Annotated in this window: 15 protein-coding genes; 8 read left to right on the forward strand and 7 right to left on the reverse strand. The window is 67.2% G+C overall.

Annotation, left to right across the window (positions count from 1 at the left end):
• Positions 1-14: 14 nt before the first annotated feature.
• From ACFO0G_RS04355 to ACFO0G_RS04370, 4 genes are read right to left on the reverse strand one after another with little or no spacing between them, the layout of a single operon-like run.
• Positions 15-1,346, reverse strand: coding sequence for an erythromycin esterase family protein (locus ACFO0G_RS04355; protein ID WP_286398760.1), 1,332 nt, complete (start codon positions 1,344-1,346; stop codon positions 15-17).
• Complete coding sequence (locus ACFO0G_RS04360) at positions 1,336-2,682, reverse strand: phosphoribosyltransferase (protein ID WP_286398762.1); 1,347 nt, start codon at positions 2,680-2,682, stop codon at positions 1,336-1,338. Before ACFO0G_RS04360 ends, ACFO0G_RS04355 begins: the two co-directional genes overlap by 11 nt.
• 5 nt (positions 2,683-2,687) lie before the next feature.
• A complete protein-coding gene (locus ACFO0G_RS04365) occupies positions 2,688-3,035 on the reverse strand; it encodes a CU044_2847 family protein (RefSeq protein WP_286398764.1) in 348 nt (115 codons plus the stop codon).
• Between the two features lie 15 nt (positions 3,036-3,050).
• On the reverse strand, positions 3,051-3,407 hold the full coding sequence (locus tag ACFO0G_RS04370; RefSeq protein WP_142132795.1) for an SPW repeat domain-containing protein: 357 nt from the start codon (positions 3,405-3,407) through the stop codon (positions 3,051-3,053).
• A 254-nt stretch (positions 3,408-3,661) separates the two neighbouring features.
• On the opposite strand from ACFO0G_RS04370, the gene ACFO0G_RS04375 reads away from it, so the two are divergent.
• Entirely contained in the window at positions 3,662-4,879 is a 1,218-nt protein-coding gene (locus tag ACFO0G_RS04375; protein WP_286398771.1) for an alkaline phosphatase family protein, read from the forward strand.
• Position 4,880: 1 nt separating this feature from the next.
• Positions 4,881-6,584 carry an alkaline phosphatase family protein gene (locus ACFO0G_RS04380; RefSeq protein ID WP_376976568.1) on the forward strand — a complete coding sequence of 568 codons (1,704 nt, stop codon included), beginning with the start codon at positions 4,881-4,883 and terminating at the stop codon, positions 6,582-6,584.
• A gap of 18 nt (positions 6,585-6,602) precedes the next feature.
• On the opposite strand, the gene ACFO0G_RS04385 is transcribed toward ACFO0G_RS04380, so the two are convergent.
• Entirely contained in the window at positions 6,603-7,748 is a 1,146-nt protein-coding gene (locus tag ACFO0G_RS04385) for a carboxylate-amine ligase (protein WP_376976569.1), read from the reverse strand.
• Positions 7,729-9,255, reverse strand: coding sequence for a M20/M25/M40 family metallo-hydrolase (locus ACFO0G_RS04390; RefSeq protein ID WP_376976570.1), 1,527 nt, complete (start codon positions 9,253-9,255; stop codon positions 7,729-7,731). The genes ACFO0G_RS04385 and ACFO0G_RS04390 overlap by 20 nt, the downstream gene beginning before the upstream one ends.
• A 379-nt stretch (positions 9,256-9,634) precedes the next feature.
• Here ACFO0G_RS04390 and ACFO0G_RS04395 point away from each other — a divergent pair, with 379 nt between their 5' ends.
• The 4 genes from ACFO0G_RS04395 (at position 9,635) to ACFO0G_RS04410 (ending at position 11,503) form a co-directional block, all read left to right on the forward strand.
• Positions 9,635-9,892: a hypothetical protein gene (locus ACFO0G_RS04395; protein WP_376976571.1), complete on the forward strand. Its 258-nt coding sequence runs from the start codon at positions 9,635-9,637 to the stop codon at positions 9,890-9,892.
• A complete protein-coding gene (locus ACFO0G_RS04400) occupies positions 9,892-10,122 on the forward strand; it encodes a hypothetical protein (RefSeq protein ID WP_286398786.1) in 231 nt (76 codons plus the stop codon). Before ACFO0G_RS04395 ends, ACFO0G_RS04400 begins: the two co-directional genes overlap by 1 nt.
• A 176-nt stretch (positions 10,123-10,298) precedes the next feature.
• Positions 10,299-11,018, forward strand: coding sequence for a VIT1/CCC1 transporter family protein (locus ACFO0G_RS04405; RefSeq protein ID WP_286398787.1), 720 nt, complete (start codon positions 10,299-10,301; stop codon positions 11,016-11,018).
• Positions 11,018-11,503, forward strand: coding sequence for a hypothetical protein (locus ACFO0G_RS04410; protein ID WP_376976572.1), 486 nt, complete (start codon positions 11,018-11,020; stop codon positions 11,501-11,503). Before ACFO0G_RS04405 ends, ACFO0G_RS04410 begins: the two co-directional genes overlap by 1 nt.
• A gap of 46 nt (positions 11,504-11,549) precedes the next feature.
• Here the strand turns inward: ACFO0G_RS04410 and ACFO0G_RS04415 are convergent, their stop codons facing one another.
• Positions 11,550-11,708, reverse strand: coding sequence for a hypothetical protein (locus tag ACFO0G_RS04415; RefSeq protein ID WP_376976573.1), 159 nt, complete (start codon positions 11,706-11,708; stop codon positions 11,550-11,552).
• Positions 11,709-11,812: 104 nt separating this feature from the next.
• On the opposite strand from ACFO0G_RS04415, the gene ctaC reads away from it, so the two are divergent.
• On the forward strand, positions 11,813-12,700 hold the full coding sequence (gene ctaC, locus ACFO0G_RS04420) for an aa3-type cytochrome oxidase subunit II (RefSeq protein WP_376976574.1): 888 nt from the start codon (positions 11,813-11,815) through the stop codon (positions 12,698-12,700).
• A 14-nt stretch (positions 12,701-12,714) separates the two neighbouring features.
• Entirely contained in the window at positions 12,715-14,469 is a 1,755-nt protein-coding gene (ctaD, locus tag ACFO0G_RS04425) for an aa3-type cytochrome oxidase subunit I (protein ID WP_376976575.1), read from the forward strand.
• The last annotated feature ends 415 nt before the right edge of the window (positions 14,470-14,884 follow it).

Below are 14,884 nucleotides of genomic sequence, written 5' to 3' on the forward strand. Positions count from 1 at the left end.
CTGCTCCTTTATGGCTAGAACCCCGTGGGCTCGGTTTCGAGTTCGGGTTCACCGGGCTGGTACTCGTGGTGCAGCGGCCGGAGCGCCTCGGTCCGGGGATGCCAGAACAGGGCGTCGTAGCGTTCCCCCATTCGCGTGGGAACGTAATTGCCCCGTTCCCGGTGCGGGTTGTACACCACCCCGATGGCGCGGTGTCCACGCCAGGACGTGAGCCAGGGGCCCGTCCTGTCGGCCCCGAACACCAGGACGGACGGTTCCCCCAGCGCCTCGTTCAGGAGGTCCTCATGGCTCCCGTGCACGGCGGCCGGAACATCCATCACCCACTCCGGCGAGCCCCATGACTCCGCGGCGGTGACGGAGCCGGCGTAGGACGCGAAGCCCGCCAGCACCACTTCCCCGGGGTGCCGCTGGCGGACCAGCTGCCCAATGTTGACCATGCCGTCGTGCGCCATGTCCGTGGCCCGGGCATCACCCACGTGCGTGTTGTGCGCCCACACCAGCCCCTTGGATGCCGGTCCGTGGTGGCGCGCAACCCGGTCGATGGTGTCGCTCATGTGGTGATCCCGGATGTTCCAGGACTGCTGGTCGCCGCGCACCATGGTCCGGTAGTAGCGCTCGGCGTTGGTGGCCACGATGGCGTTTTGGATGGCGTCGAAGGCAGCGGGATCGTCCTGCATCCGGCCCAGCGTCCGCCGCCGGACCTCAGCCAGCAGCGCTACAACGTCCGCCTCGCAGGACTGCGGCACCAGCCGGCTGCTCAAGGCATACCGCTGGGGGTCCTCGCGGTACGGGATGAAGCAGTGCCAGGCCTGCAGTGCCGCCGGGAGGGCTTCCTCGGCGTTGGCCTCCAGCCAGGTGAAGATTTCCCGGAGCGAATCCCACAGGGAGTAGACATCCAGGCCGTAGAAGCCCGTGCGCTGGTGTGCGGGAAGGTCCAGGTTCCAGTCACGCAGCCAGGTGAGGAACCCGGCCACCTCCTGGTTGGCCCACATCCACGTGGGCCAGCGCTCAAAGCCGGACAACAGCCGGCGGGCATCCATGTCCTGGCCGGCCTCTCCCCTGACCCAGCGGTTGATCCGCCAGCAGTCCGGCCAGTCCCCTTCCACGCCGATCCACGTGAAACCGTACTCCTCGATCAGCCGCCGGCTGAGCCGCGCCCGCCAGTGGTAGTACTCCCGGGTGCCGTGCGATGCCTCGCCCAGGCACACGAACCTGGCGGGGGCAGCGAGGCGGACCAGGGGTTCAAGGTCGTCTGCTGTGGCCAGGGGGTGGGCAAGGCGGCGGATCTGGCCGGTTTCAGCCGCCCGTTCCGCCGCCCGCTCCGCCCATCGGCCGTCAGCGTTCATTCCTGGCCTCCGGCATGGACCGCCCCACCGGCGCGGGCAGGAGGTACTGCCGGAACCAGTCCGCGGCAAGGGTGGCGGCCATGGCCAGGGCGCCGGGCTCTTCGAACAAGTGGGTGGCGCCCGGGACGATCTCCAGCCGGGTGGGGGCCTGCATCTGGGCCATGGCCTGGCGGTTGAGGGCCAGCACCTGCGTGTCCGCGCCGCCGACGATCAGGAGGGTAGGTGCCTTCACGGCGGCCAGCCGCGGGCCGGCCAGGTCCGGCCGTCCACCCCGGGAGACCACGGCTTCAACCTGGGCCCCGGGCTCTGCGGCGGCCCACAGCGCGGCACCTGCGCCGGTGCTGGCCCCGAAGTAGCCGATCCGGCCGGCGGAGCCGTCGTGCCGGGCCTCCAGCCAATGGGTTGCGGAGGAAAGGCGGTGCGCCAGCAGGCCGATGTCGAACACGTTGGCCCGGTTGACCTCTTCCTCCGGAGTCAGCAGGTCAAGGAGCAGGGTGCCCAGGCCGGCCCCGTGCAGCACGGAGGCGACGAAGCGGTTGCGAGGGCTGTGCCGGCTGCTGCCGCTGCCGTGCGCGAAGAGAACGGTCCCGTCGCACCTGGCCGGAAGGTACAGGCTGCCGCGCAGCACCACCCGTCCTGCCGGGATTTCCACATCCTGTTCCAGGCTGCCGTCCCCGCCTTCCTCGGTACGGTGGCGGGCCGGGAGGGCGGCGGCGTCCAGCAGCTGCACCACCTCGCCATCCTCCGTGGGCGAGAAGTCGTGGTAGTAGTAGCCCACGGCCTGGAAGTCCTGGGGAGAGAGCAGGCAGACGACGTCGTCCGGTTCCTTCAGCTCCACGATGGCGCGGGCGGGTGCCACCGGAACGGCAAGGATCACTTTCGCCGCGCCTAGGTGCCGGGCCACCTGGCAGGCTGCCCTGGCGGTGGACCCGGTGGCGATGCCGTCATCCACGATGATCACCGTGCGGCCGGCGAGGTTGATGCGCGGGCGTCCCTGCCGGAACCGCGCCACCCTGCTTTCCAGCAGTGCGCGTTCCTGCCGTTCCACCTGCTGCAGGTCCTCCTGGGAAACCCGTGCCATGGAAATGGTGCGTGGATCCAGGACGCGGACCCCGCCCTCCCCGATGGCCCCCATGGCCACCTCGGGCTGGAACGGAACCCCCAGCTTCCGCACCACAATGACGTCCAGCGGAGCTTCGAGGGCCTTGGCTACCTCGAACGCCACCGGGACACCGCCGCGGGGCAGGCCCAGCACCACCACGTCCCGTCCGCGCAGGCCTGCAAGCCGTTTGCCCAGCCGCCGCCCGGCGTCGGGCCTGTCATGAAACGCAACCATAGCTGTCACCCGCCATGCATGATTTCTTCCCCGGGCGCCGCTGCCGCGGCAGGGGCCCAGGACATGCGGAGGACAAAGTGGGCGTCGGAACTGCTCTTGGCGATCACCGCCCCTGCGTCCCCCGCGAGTTTCACGCCGAATTCGATTTCGATCTGTTCGGGGGTAAGTTCCGCCATGGCCTCCAGTGCTGCGCGGGCGGCCGGGCGGACGCTGGCGAGTGCATCTTCCAGGCGCCTGCCCGTATCCAGGATTCCCTGCTCGTTCCGTGCCGGCCGGTCCACGCCGTAGCTGTCGTCGGCCGCTTCAACGAGCACCGTCCCGGATCCCACTTCGTACCGCAGCACCTCAGTCATGGCGGATTCCTTTTACTAATGCGAGACGCGGTAGGTCCGGCGGACGTCGGTGCTGGGCTTAATGGCCACCGCTGTTACCACCAGTGCCACTGCCCCTGCGATCCATGACGTCCAGGCAGCCCCCGTCGCTCCCGTGTACGTTCCGAGCCATGGCGAGAGGACCAGTCCTGCTGCGAGGATGGCCTGCACGTATTCCATGGCCGGAGTTCCCGGCATGGCCAGGTTGATGATGCCGCTGACCACCAGGAGCCCGCCAAAGACGAGCATGAGGGTGGTGGACATGCTTTGCTGCCGCGTGAACAGGACCGCCACCGCGGTAAAGAGTCCGGCGGCAACCGTTACGTAGTCCTGCCACCGATACCACTTCTTCACTGACTTTTCCTTTCTGTGTGGGGCGGCTGCGCCCTGTGCGCTTCCACCCCGCGGGCCTTTGTTTCCCGCGATTTAAGTCAACGCCTGCCACTGTTCCGGGTGTAGGGCAGAAAGACCTAGGGCAGGGCAGGCAGGGTCTTCACCTCCGATTCACTGCCAACTCACAGCAATTGCCCCTGCAAAACGCGGTTCCGGTGTGCAAGAGTGGCCGCAACGCTGGGGCGCAAGTGAATAACAGACTGCGGAGGCCGCCCGTGAACAGAAGATCAGTCCGTTCCTCCGCTGCCGTGCGGCGTCGTTTCCCCACCTTGCTGCCCCTGCTGGCCCTGCTCCTGTCCGCGCTGGTGGCCTGCCAGGCGCCTACGCCGGCCCCGGCTCCGCAAACCGCCACGCCGTCCGGCACTGCCACCCCCTCCGGCGCTGCCTCGCCTTCCCCAAGCGCATCGGCAACTCCCACGCTGCCCCCAAGCTCCGCTGCAAACGCCGCAAAGCCCGCCGGCACACCCCAGCACATCTTCGTGATCAACCTGGAAAACAAGGGGTATGACAGCGTCTGGGGTGACAACTCCCCCGCGCCGTACCTCTCCGGGACACTGCGGAAGAAGGGCGTGCTGCTGAAGAACTACTACGGCATAGCGCACAACTCATTGCCCAACTACCTGGCCCAGATCTCCGGCCAGCGGCCCAACGACAGCACGGTGCTGGACTGCCATACCTACACCGAGTTCAACGCCACGGGCACCGACCCGGACGGCACGCTGCAGGGCGACGGCTGCGTCTACCCGGAGGACACCCAGACCGTGGCCGGGCAGCTGGCCGCGCAGGGCAAAACCTGGAAGGGCTACATGGAGGACATGCAGCAGCCGTGCGAGCATCCGGTCCTGGGCGAGGGCGACAACCACATCAAGGCCACCCCGGAAGAGCAATACTCCACGCACCACAACCCCTTCATGTACTTCCGTTCCATCACCTCCTCCCCGGACTGCGCCCGGAACGTGGTCAACTTCTCCGCCCTCAAGGACGACCTGAAATCCATCGACACCACCCCGAACCTTGCCTACATCACGCCCAACCTGTGCCATGACGGGCACGACGGCACCTGCGCCGACGGCTCCGAGGGCGGCCTGGGGACGGCGGACGCCTGGCTCAAGGAGCAGGTGCCGGCCATCCTGTCGTCCCCGGCGTACAAGCAGGACGGCATGATGGTGATCACCTTCGATGAGGCGGAGGGCGACTCGACCGGACCGTCCGAACCGGCCAGCGCTGTTCCGGCCGGCGGCACGGCGGGCGGCAAGGTGGGTGCGCTGGTCCTGTCCCCGTTCGGCAAGGCTGGGGCCTCATCGGACCGGGCCTACAACCACTACAGCCTGCTGGCCAGCATCGAGGACTTCTTCCACCTCCCCCGCCTCGGCCTTGCCGGCGACCCCGGCGTCAGGACCTTCGGCGACGACGTCTACCGGAAGGAATCCTGACGTGCGGCTTTTGCAGAACGGACGACGCCGGGCCCTGCTGGCAGGTGCCGCAGTGCTGGCTTTGGTGATCCTCGCCGTCGTCCTTCCCACCGCGTTCCGAGGCATGGCGCCGGCGCAGGAGCCGGCCGCAAACGCGCCCGCGGCACCGCCGGCGGACCAGGCACCTGTTGGCACTCCAGCCACCGGCGCCCCCGCAGGGATCTCGAAAATCAAGCACGTGGTGATCATCACCCAGGAAAACAGGTCCTTCGATAGCTACTTCGGCACCTATCCCGGAGCCGACGGGATCCCCATGAAGGACGGCAAACCCACGGTGTGCGTCCCGGACCCCGCGGACGGCAGCTGCGCCAGGCCCTTCTACAACTCGGCGGACAGCAACGCCGGCGGCCCGCACAGCCACGCCGACGCCACCGCTGACATCAACGGCGGAGCCATGGACGGGTTCGTGGCCCAGGCGGAGAAGGGCCTGTCCGGCTGCGGCGCCACCAGCACCAAATGCCAGTACAGCAACACCATGCCCACCGACGTCATGGGCTACCACGACGGGCGGGACCTGCCCAACTACTGGGCCTATGCGCAGAATTTCACGCTCCAGGACCATCTGTTCGCCTCCGCCGCCTCCTGGAGCCTGCCGGCGCACCTGTACCTGGTCTCCGAATGGTCAGCCAAGTGCAGCAAGGCCGGGGACCCGTCGTCATGCGTAGATGCGCTGCAGGACCCGGACCCCGAACCCGAGCCGCAGATCATCAAGGACACCCTGATCGGCAAGTGCCAGGCCGGGATGGACCTGGACCCGTGCCGGGAGGCGCTGGAAGCCGCCGGCATCGACCCGGGCCTCGCCGCCCAAATTGACCAGATCATCGGCACCAGCTGCAAGCCCACCGATTCCTACGCCGTCTGCCAGGCTGCGGTGGATGCGGCCCCCGTGTCCGATGGCCTGAAGAAGAAGCTCACCGAGGCCGCCAAGAAGCTGGAACTGCCGGACTACGCCTGGACGGACCTGACATTCCTGCTGCACAAGCACCAGGTGCCCTGGGCCTACTACGTGTTCAACGGCACCGAACCCGACTGCCGCAACGACGCCGCCACCTGCGACCCCGTGAAGCAGGACGCAAAAACCCCCGGCCTGTGGAACCCGCTGCTGTACTTCGACACTGTGAAAGAGGACGGCGAGCAGGGCAACATCAAGCCGCTGAGCGGTTTCTACGACGCCGCCAGGAAGGGCACGCTGCCCGCCGTCACGTGGGTGGCGCCGACGGACAAGGTCAGCGAGCACGCCCCGGCCAAGATCAGCACCGGGCAGGCCTACGTGGCCGGGCTGATCAATGCGGTGATGAGCGGCCCGGACTGGGACAGCACCGCCATCTTCCTCAGCTGGGACGACTGGGGCGGGTTCTACGACCACGTCCAGCCGCCCGTGGTGGACAACAACGGCTACGGGCTGCGCGTCCCCGGCCTGGTGATCAGCCCCTATGCGAAGAAGGGGTTCATCGACCACCAGGTGCTCAGCCACGACGCCTACTTCAAGTTCATCGAGGACGACTTCCTGGGCGGCGAGCGCATCGACCCCGCCACCGACGGTCGGCCGGATGCCAGGCCCGATGTCCGGGAGAACAACCCGCAACTGGGCGACCTTGCCAAGGCCTTCGACTTCAACCAGGCACCGCTGCCGCCGCTGATCCTGCCCAACGCGACGACGTACTGACTGCTTCTCCGGCCTTGGCTAGGACGTGGAAACGGTGCAGTTGGCAGCGTCCTCCACCACGCGTTCCAGGTCCCCGGTGCGGTGCAACACCTCCTTCTGGCGGACCGCGCCGGTGCCCTCGGCAAGCAGCCGGTCCACCAGGTCCTCCACCCGGTGCAGGTCCCCCATGTCCTTCAGCGCCCCATGAATGTGGTGCAGCAGGGAATTCACGACGCCGAGTGCGGGCGCCGGGCGGTGCGTGTGCGGATCCAGCAGCTCACCCCGGAGGCCCCACCGGCTGGCTTTCCAGGCCGCCAGCCGGAGCAGCGCCGACGGGACGGCCACGGGCTCGATCCCCTCCCGCCATTCCCGTGCGGCGGTTTCCACCAGCGCCCTGGCCAGGCCGGCGAGGAGGACGGTGTTCCCCGGCCGGAGGCACACATCGGCCAGGCGGATCTCCACCGTGGGATAGTGCCGCGAGAGGCGGGCGTCGAAGTAGATCATGCCCTCGTCCAGGGCCACGCCGGTGCTCACCATGTCATGCACCAGCTGGTGGTAAGCGTCCGGGCTGCCCAGGATTTCCAGCGGCCCAGCGGACGGCCAGCGGTTCCACACCTGCGAGCGGTAGCTGGCGTAACCGGTGTCTACCCCATGCCAGAACGGGGAGTTGGCGCTGAGCGCGATGAGTACCGGCAGCCAGTTGCGCATCCGGTCCAGCACGGCCACGGCTTCCTCGGGTGACTCCACCGAGACGTGGATGTGGCATCCGCAGGTGAGCTGTTCCCTGGCCGTCAGCCCGTACTCCTCGGCCATGGCCCGGAATCTCCGGAGCTGCACCGGATGCGGGTCGGCGGGCAGCGGCGAGGTGCCCAGCGCAGCCACCCTGACACCGACGTCCTCGGCGGCCTGGCGGGCGATGCCGCGGCCGGTGATGATGTCCCGCTCGAGGCTTGCCAACGTGGCATGCGGCGGCGTGACCACCTCGATCATTTCCTGCTGGAATTCGGCTGTCAGGACGGGCCCGGACGCAACCTCCAGCGGACGCACGTACAAGTCCAGGAGGGCGCCCGCCAGCGGTACGGCTTCCCCGGTGCCGGGGTCTACCAGCAGCAGCTCTTCTTCGATCCCGAACGTCCGCCTGCCCGCGCCCGCACCGCCGCTGCCGTCATTGCCGTAAGTGTCCATCGTCGTCGTCCCCTATCCCTTGCTTCGCTGCAAGTTCCTCCCAGAAGCAGGCCAGCGTGACTGCCCCGTTCATCAGGACGTCAAGGCCGGCGCTCTCGTCGCTGTCGTGCCAGTGATCCTCCACCAGGCCGGTGCCAAAGAACAGCACCGGTGCGGCCAGGGTCCGGCTGAGCAGTTCGGCGGGGCCGCCGCCGGCGTTGCCCATGCGGCCGGTCCGGTCGGCTCGGAAGCCCGCCGCCATGGCCTTTTCAAGCGCGGCGACGGCGGGGTGGTCCGGCGTGCGGTAGGGTTCCTGGGCTGTTTCCAGGTCCGGGATCAGGCTGAAGCTGTAAGCGTCGCCGATGGTGGCGGCCACCCACTCCTGCAGCTGCCCGGCGATTTTCTCCGCCCGCTGGCCGGGAACCGTGCGGAAACTGAGGTCCGCGGAGGCAACGGCCGGGACGGCGGCACGGGATACGCCCAGCGGGTCCCCGGCAATGATGGAGGTGACCTCGACGGCGGGCCGCAGCCACAGCCGCTCCAGCACCGTATACCCCTTCTCACCGGTGATGGCACCGGTTTCGGAGCGGGCCAGCCAGTCCTCCTCGCTGAAGGGCAGGTCCTTGAGGGCGTTGCGGAGGTCGGCGGGAAGGGGCGCCACGTCGTCATAGAATCCGGGGACGGCAACCCTGCCGTCCTGGTCGTGCATGAGTCCCAGCAGCCGGCCGAGCTCGAAAGCGGGGTTGGGTGCATTCCCGGACACGGCGCCACTGTGCACGTCGCGCTCCGGCCCGTACACCTCCAGGTGTGCGCTCAACATGCCGCGCAGGCTCACGCAGACGGCGGGATGCGCGGCGTCCCAGAGGAGAGTGTCGGAGAACAGGACCAGGTCCGCGGCGAACCGGTCCACGTGGTCCTCCAGCAGTTTGGCCAGGTTCGGCGAGCCGCCTTCCTCCTCCCCCTCCACCAGGAACTTCAGGTTGACCTTGGGGGCAGGGTCCGGGCCGGCGACCGTGTCTGGACTGGTATCGGTCCCGCCGGCGCCGGTCTCGCTGGCGGCCAGATGGGCGCGGACAGCTTCGAGATGCGCCAGGATCTGGCCCTTGGCGTCCGAACTGCCCCTGCCGTACAGCCGGCCCTCGCGGAGTACGGGTTCGAACGGTGCCGTGAGCGCCCAGTTCTCCGGCCGGACAGCCCGGACATCGTGGTGGCTGTAGACCAGCACGGTGGGTGCTCCCGGAGCCTGGCACCACTCCGCGTACACCGCGTGGGATTCTCCCGTGGGCAGTACCTCCACCACGGGGAAGCCCACTTCGCGGAATTCGCCGGCCAGCCAGTTGGCCGACCGGAGCAGGTCCTGGCTGTGTTCGGGGGCGCCCAGGATGCCCGGGATCCGCACCCACTCAGCCAGCCGCCGCTCCAGCTCCGCCTCCCTGGAACGGACAAAGGCACGAAGGTCCGGGGCGCCGTCGTGACTGCCGCCGGTGCCCTGGGTGTCCTGCATGTCCCTGCCCGTTCCGCCGGTCATTTGCGGGGTTGTGCCGGGTTGGTGGGATCGCCCTGGGACGGTGGGTTCACCGGCGGTCCGGGGACGGAGGACGGCTGCCGGGTCCCCGCCCCATGGTCGGGAAGCGGCAGTTCCCTGTGCAGGGGTGAACCATTCATCGCGTTGTCCTCCTTGTCTGCCGTCGAAGGAAACAATATGATAAGCAGCCTTATCAATCCGTGGGAAGGGGTGCAGTTGCGTTGCCGCAATTGCTCCAGCTGTACTTCTGCCCTACCCGCGCGTAGATTAGGAACTGTGACGGGGATCATGGCCCATCCTCCCGGGATCTTCTGCAAAACCCGGTAAGAGCAGCTGCTGTAGTCCACCGGTGGCATTTATGCAGAAGCGGAAAAGAAACGCAATGGCGTCCTCGCAGTTCCAGCAATTCCTCCACGAAGCAACCACCTCCGAACCCTCCAGTGACCGCCCCTTGGGTCCCGACTGCCTCTATGGCCTGTACGTTAGCTGGGCAGCGCTGCACGGCCTGACGCCGAAGCCGGACCAGGCTTTCCGCGCCGGAATGCTGCGCTGCGGCGTGGATGTCCGGAACTCCCGGTTGCGGATGACCGGCCCCGCGGCGGCCGATTACATCCTCAGCAGCTACCCCGCCGTCGCCTGATGGGCGTCCATTCCGGGCGCCGGCGCGCCCCCGACGTCCTGGTCCGCGGCGGCCACTACATCCATTGCGGCCAGGTCATGGCTGCCAGCGGCGCCGAAATGCGCACCATCCACGGCACCTCTGGCCAACTGCCGGAAGCCCTTGGCGTGTACCTGGCCACCAGGGTGCTGCGATGCGCCTGCGGGTTCCAGATCGAGGTACCGGACCAGGACGCTCCTGAACCGGCCTGAGCCGGCGCCGCTGAAAGCACCGCGGTCCCGGGCCGCGGTTTAGTGCAGGAAAACGGGTACCTCATCCCCGGCTGGCAGCTGGTGCTGCTGCTGACCAGCGCCCTGCTGGCACGCCACGCGGTTAGGGGATGCAAACCTTCGTGGCGTGGGCTTCCGTGCAGTGCTTTACTGCCAGCATGTCTGAAACTCTCAAGCTGAGCCGCGAACCCCACGACAGCAGCGTGGCAGCACGCCTCAACTGGCTGCGCGCCGGTGTCCTCGGTGCCAATGACGGCATCGTCTCCGTCGCCGCAACAGTGGTGGGCGTCGCGGGCGTCACCAACGACCTTGCGCCCATCCTGGTGGCAGGCACTGCCGCGGTGGTGGGCGGTGCGGTGTCCATGGCCCTGGGCGAATACGTTTCCGTGAGCAGCCAGAGTGACAGCCAGCGGGCGCTGATTGAAAAGGAACGCCAGGAGCTGCGGGACGATCCCGAAGGCGAGCTGGAAGAACTTGCCGGGATCTACCAGGCCAAGGGACTCAGCGAGGCCACGGCCCGCACGGTTGCCGAGGAGCTGACGGCAAAGGACCCGCTGAAGGCCCACCTGGCCGCCGAGCTGAACATTGACGAAGAGGAAGTGGTGAGCCCCTGGCACGCCGCCTTCGCCTCCGCAATCGCCTTCACCGTCGGCGCGATCCTGCCGATGCTGGCCATCATCTTCCCGCCTGAACAGGCGCGCATCCCGGTCACCTTCGTTGCCGTGATCCTGGCACTGGCCCTGACCGGCACCATCAGCGCCAAGATCGGCGGAAGCTCCAAGCGCAAGGCCACTATCCGTCTGGTGGTGGGCGGCGCGCTCGCCATGGCCTTCACGTTTGCCGTGGGCAGCCTGCTGGGCACCACCGGGATCGCCTGATGGAGATCGCAGGCCTTCCCGCCCACATCCTGCTGATCCACGGCGTGGTGGTCCTGGCGCCGCTGGCCGGGCTCGCGGCCGTAGTCTTCGCGCTGCTCCGGCGCTCCAGGCGCTACCTGGCCTTGCCGCTGGGGATCCTGGCCCTGGTCCTGGTCCCGCTCTCCGTCCTTACGGCGGAAGCCGGGGAACAGCTGGAGAAGGCACGGCCGGTCTCAAAACTGATCCAGGAGCACGCCGAACAGGGAAGCTTCCTGCGCTTCGTCGCCGCGTTTTTCCTGGTGGTGGTGGCTGCACAAATCGTGGCAGCCTTCCCAGGGATCCTGACCCGCCGCCCCGCCTTCCATGGCCTCCGCGGCCTCCTGGAAGCGCGGTGGCTGCTTCCCGCCACCTCGGTGCTGGGCGTCCTGGCGGGACTCTTCCTGGTGTATCAAAGCATCGCAACAGGCCACTCCGGGGCGGCATCGGTCTGGGCGGGCAGCCGGTAACTTTCACCGGCAGCCGCGCGTCCGCCTCGCTCAGCGCCCGGTTCGCTCAGCGCTTTGCGTCAGGGAGAGGTACGACGGCGTAGCGGCGGTTTTCGAGCACCGGCACCTGCGCGCGCACCCGGGCCAGCCGGACCCGGCTGAGGCGTGCCACGATCAGTCCCGGCTCCTCGCCCGCGTTGGCCGACGCAGTCCGAACCCTTCCCATCAGCATCCTCCCCGCGTAGGGTTGGGCACACAACCCACCGGGCTTTTTGCTGGTGCGGTGGGCTCATGCAGTTGGGCTTCTGGAACGTGCCGGAGGGACCACAAGTGGGTAAAAAAACGTTCACGAACCAGAGAGCGCGGCGCTTCGCAGGACTGGCCGCGGGCCTCTTGACCCTGCCGGCACTGGCCTCCTGCTCCGCCGAAGTCACCCGCGGCTTCCTTCCAGGCCCCCGGGACACCACAGACAAAACGCCGCTCATCACTGACCTGTGGGTCAACTCCTGGATCGCCGCGCTGATCGTGGGCATCATTACCTGGGGCCTGATGATCTGGGTCATCGTGGCGTACCGGCGCAGGAAGAACACAGTGGGCTTCCCGGCCCAGCTGAGCTACAACCTTCCGCTCGAGGTGTTCTACCTCGCGGTCCCGCTGATTGTCATCGGCGTCCTGTTCGTGTTCACGGACCGGGACCAGCGCGCCATCGATGCACGCTACCCCGACCCGGATGTGGTGATCGACGTCTTCGGCAAGCAGTGGTCGTGGGATTTCAACTACGTCAAGGAACAGGTCCACGAGGACGCCGGACAGCAGGCCCACCTGAACGGCGACTACGGCGCCCCGGACCGGCTGCCCACGCTGTACCTGCCCGTCGGCAAGAAGGTGGAGCTGCACCTCCAGTCACGTGATGTGCAGCATTCCTTCTGGGTGGTGGACTTCCTGCAGAAGCGCGACCTTTACCCGGGCCACGAACAGTACAACCCCTATATCAGCATCACCCCCACCCGCACGGGCGAATACATGGGCAAGTGCGCGGAGCTGTGCGGTGAATACCACTCCGAGATGCTCTTCAAGGTCCGGGTGGTGAGCCAGCAGGAGTATGACACCCACATGGCCGACCTGAAGGCCAAGGGCAACACCGGAAGCCTGGGCAACGATTTTGACCGGCAGCCACAATCGGCACCGGCACCGCAGGCTTTGGAACCAGCAGAGTAAAGGACGGCACCGTAATGACCACCACAGGCCAGAGAATGGGTGGAACGGCCGCCACGGCGGCGCCGGCTGTGGTCCGGCGCCCCAAAGGCACCATTGTGGTCAACTGGATCACCTCCACTGACCACAAGACCATCGGCTACATGTACCTGATCTCGTCCTTCGTGTTCTTCTGTGCGGGCGGCGTGATGGCACTGCTGATCCGCGCCGAACTGTTCGAGCCCGGCATGCAGATCCTGCAGACCAAAGAGCAGTACAACCAGCTGTTCACCATGCACGGCACCATCATGCTGCTGATGTTCGCCACCCCGCTGTTCGCCGGATTCGCCAACGTCATCATGCCGCTGCAGATCGGCGCCCCTGACGTTGCCTTCCCGCGCCTGAACGCCCTGGCGTTCTGGTTCTTCCTGTTCGGCTCCACCATTGCCGTTTCCGGCTTCATCACACCGCAGGGCGCGGCGTCCTTCGGCTGGTTCGCCTACGCGCCGCTGTCCAACACCACGTTCACCCCCGGCATCGGCGGTGACCTGTGGGTCTTCGGCCTGGCGCTGTCCGGCTTCGGCACCATCCTGGGCTCGGTCAACTTCATCACCACCATCATCTGCATGCGGGCGCCGGGCCTGACCATGTGGCGGATGCCCATCTTCACGTGGAACACGCTGGTCACGGCCATCCTGGTGCTCATGGCCTTCCCGCCGCTGGCCGCCGCACTGTTCGCCCTGGGCGCGGACCGCAAGTTCGGCGCGCACATTTTCGATCCCGCCAACGGCGGCGCCATCCTGTGGCAGCACCTGTTCTGGTTCTTCGGCCACCCCGAGGTGTACATCATCGCGCTGCCGTTCTTTGGGATCGTCTCGGAAATCTTCCCGGTCTTCAGCCGCAAACCGCTGTTCGGCTACAAGGGCATCGTGTACGCCACGATCGCCATTGCCGCCCTCTCGGTGACGGTGTGGGCCCACCACATGTACGTCACCGGTGCCATCTTCCTGCCGTTCTTCGCCTTCATGACCATGCTCATCGCGGTGCCCACCGGCGTGAAGTTTTTCAACTGGATCGGCACCATGTGGGGCGGATCGCTGACCTTTGAGACGCCCATGCTGTGGAGCATGGGGTTCCTGGCCACCTTCCTCTTCGGCGGCCTGACCGGCATCATCCTGGCGTCCCCGCCGCTGGACTTCCACGTCTCGGACACCTACTTCGTGGTGGCGCATTTCCACTACGTGGTGTTCGGCACGGTGGTGTTCGCCATGTTCGCCGGGTTCTACTTCTGGTGGCCCAAGTTCACCGGCACCATGCTCAACGAACGCCTGGGCAAGATCCACTTCTGGATGCTCTTCCTTGGCTTCCACGCCACGTTCCTGATCCAGCACTGGCTGGGCGTCCTGGGCATGCCCCGGCGGTACGCGGACTACATGCCGGAGGACAACTTCACCTTCATGAACCAGTTCTCCACCATCGGTTCCTACCTGCTGGGCGCCTCCCTGATCCCGTTCTTCTGGAATGTGTTCATCACCTGGCGTGCGGGAAAGAAGGTCACGGTGGACGACCCCTGGGGCTTCGGCGCTTCGCTGGAGTGGGCCACGTCCTGCCCGCCGCCGCGCCACAACTTCACCTCGCTCCCCCGGATCCGTTCGGAGCGCCCCGCCCTGGACCTGCACCACCCCGAGCTGAGCGTCCGGCTGCATCCGACAGAGAACGCCCCGGCGGAAGGCCTCCTGGGCGCCGCCGATATCGGCGAGCACGACCTCCACGACCCCAACCCGAACAAGTAGGCCCCTGGCCACCCATCAAAGAACGGCGCCGGCACCCGACAGGGAGTTGGCGCCGTTCTTTGTCGTCGCGGCAATTTCTTTTCGACGCGCCAATTACTTCCCGAGGCACATAGGCATCGGCGCTGTCCAAATCCGGGCAGCGGAGATGTTTCTGCGCAGCGCAGGCCAGCTTCCGTGTCACGGATCAAGGGCAAGGGTGGGAGGTCCAGCCTTGCGACAGGGTTCCGTTCCTCCAGGCCCGGATAGCCAGGACCGGCGCCGCAGCCATCAGCAGCCATATGCCGCCATGGAACACGCCATCGGCCAGGGTGTTCAGTTCCAGCCCGACAACGGTCCTGGCGCTCCCGGCCTTAGTATCCTTGGGGCGGCGGCAGTGATGCGGGCCCTGCGCGGCCGGCGTTGATCGGGGCAATTA

This window comes from Arthrobacter sedimenti (assembly GCF_042652025.1).
Classification (GTDB): Bacteria; Actinomycetota; Actinomycetes; order Actinomycetales; family Micrococcaceae; genus Arthrobacter; species Arthrobacter sedimenti.

What these genes read in the sequence shown, in the direction of transcription:
- ACFO0G_RS04355 (WP_286398760.1), bottom strand. Translation starts at nt 1,346, where the DNA reads ATGAACGCTGACGGCCGATGGGCGGAGCGGGCGGCGGAACGGGCGGCT.
- ACFO0G_RS04360 (WP_286398762.1), bottom strand. Translation starts at nt 2,682, where the DNA reads ATGGTTGCGTTTCATGACAGGCCCGACGCCGGGCGGCGGCTGGGCAAA.
- ACFO0G_RS04365 (WP_286398764.1), bottom strand. Translation starts at nt 3,035, where the DNA reads ATGACTGAGGTGCTGCGGTACGAAGTGGGATCCGGGACGGTGCTCGTT.
- ACFO0G_RS04385 (WP_376976569.1), bottom strand. Translation starts at nt 7,748, where the DNA reads ATGGACACTTACGGCAATGACGGCAGCGGCGGTGCGGGCGCGGGCAGG.
- ACFO0G_RS04390 (WP_376976570.1), bottom strand. Translation starts at nt 9,255, where the DNA reads ATGACCGGCGGAACGGGCAGGGACATGCAGGACACCCAGGGCACCGGC.
- ACFO0G_RS04395 (WP_376976571.1), top strand. Translation starts at nt 9,635, where the DNA reads ATGGCGTCCTCGCAGTTCCAGCAATTCCTCCACGAAGCAACCACCTCC.
- ACFO0G_RS04400 (WP_286398786.1), top strand. Translation starts at nt 9,892, where the DNA reads ATGGGCGTCCATTCCGGGCGCCGGCGCGCCCCCGACGTCCTGGTCCGC.
- ACFO0G_RS04405 (WP_286398787.1), top strand. Translation starts at nt 10,299, where the DNA reads ATGTCTGAAACTCTCAAGCTGAGCCGCGAACCCCACGACAGCAGCGTG.
- ACFO0G_RS04410 (WP_376976572.1), top strand. Translation starts at nt 11,018, where the DNA reads ATGGAGATCGCAGGCCTTCCCGCCCACATCCTGCTGATCCACGGCGTG.
- ACFO0G_RS04415 (WP_376976573.1), bottom strand. Translation starts at nt 11,708, where the DNA reads ATGGGAAGGGTTCGGACTGCGTCGGCCAACGCGGGCGAGGAGCCGGGA.
- ctaD (WP_376976575.1), top strand. Translation starts at nt 12,715, where the DNA reads ATGACCACCACAGGCCAGAGAATGGGTGGAACGGCCGCCACGGCGGCG.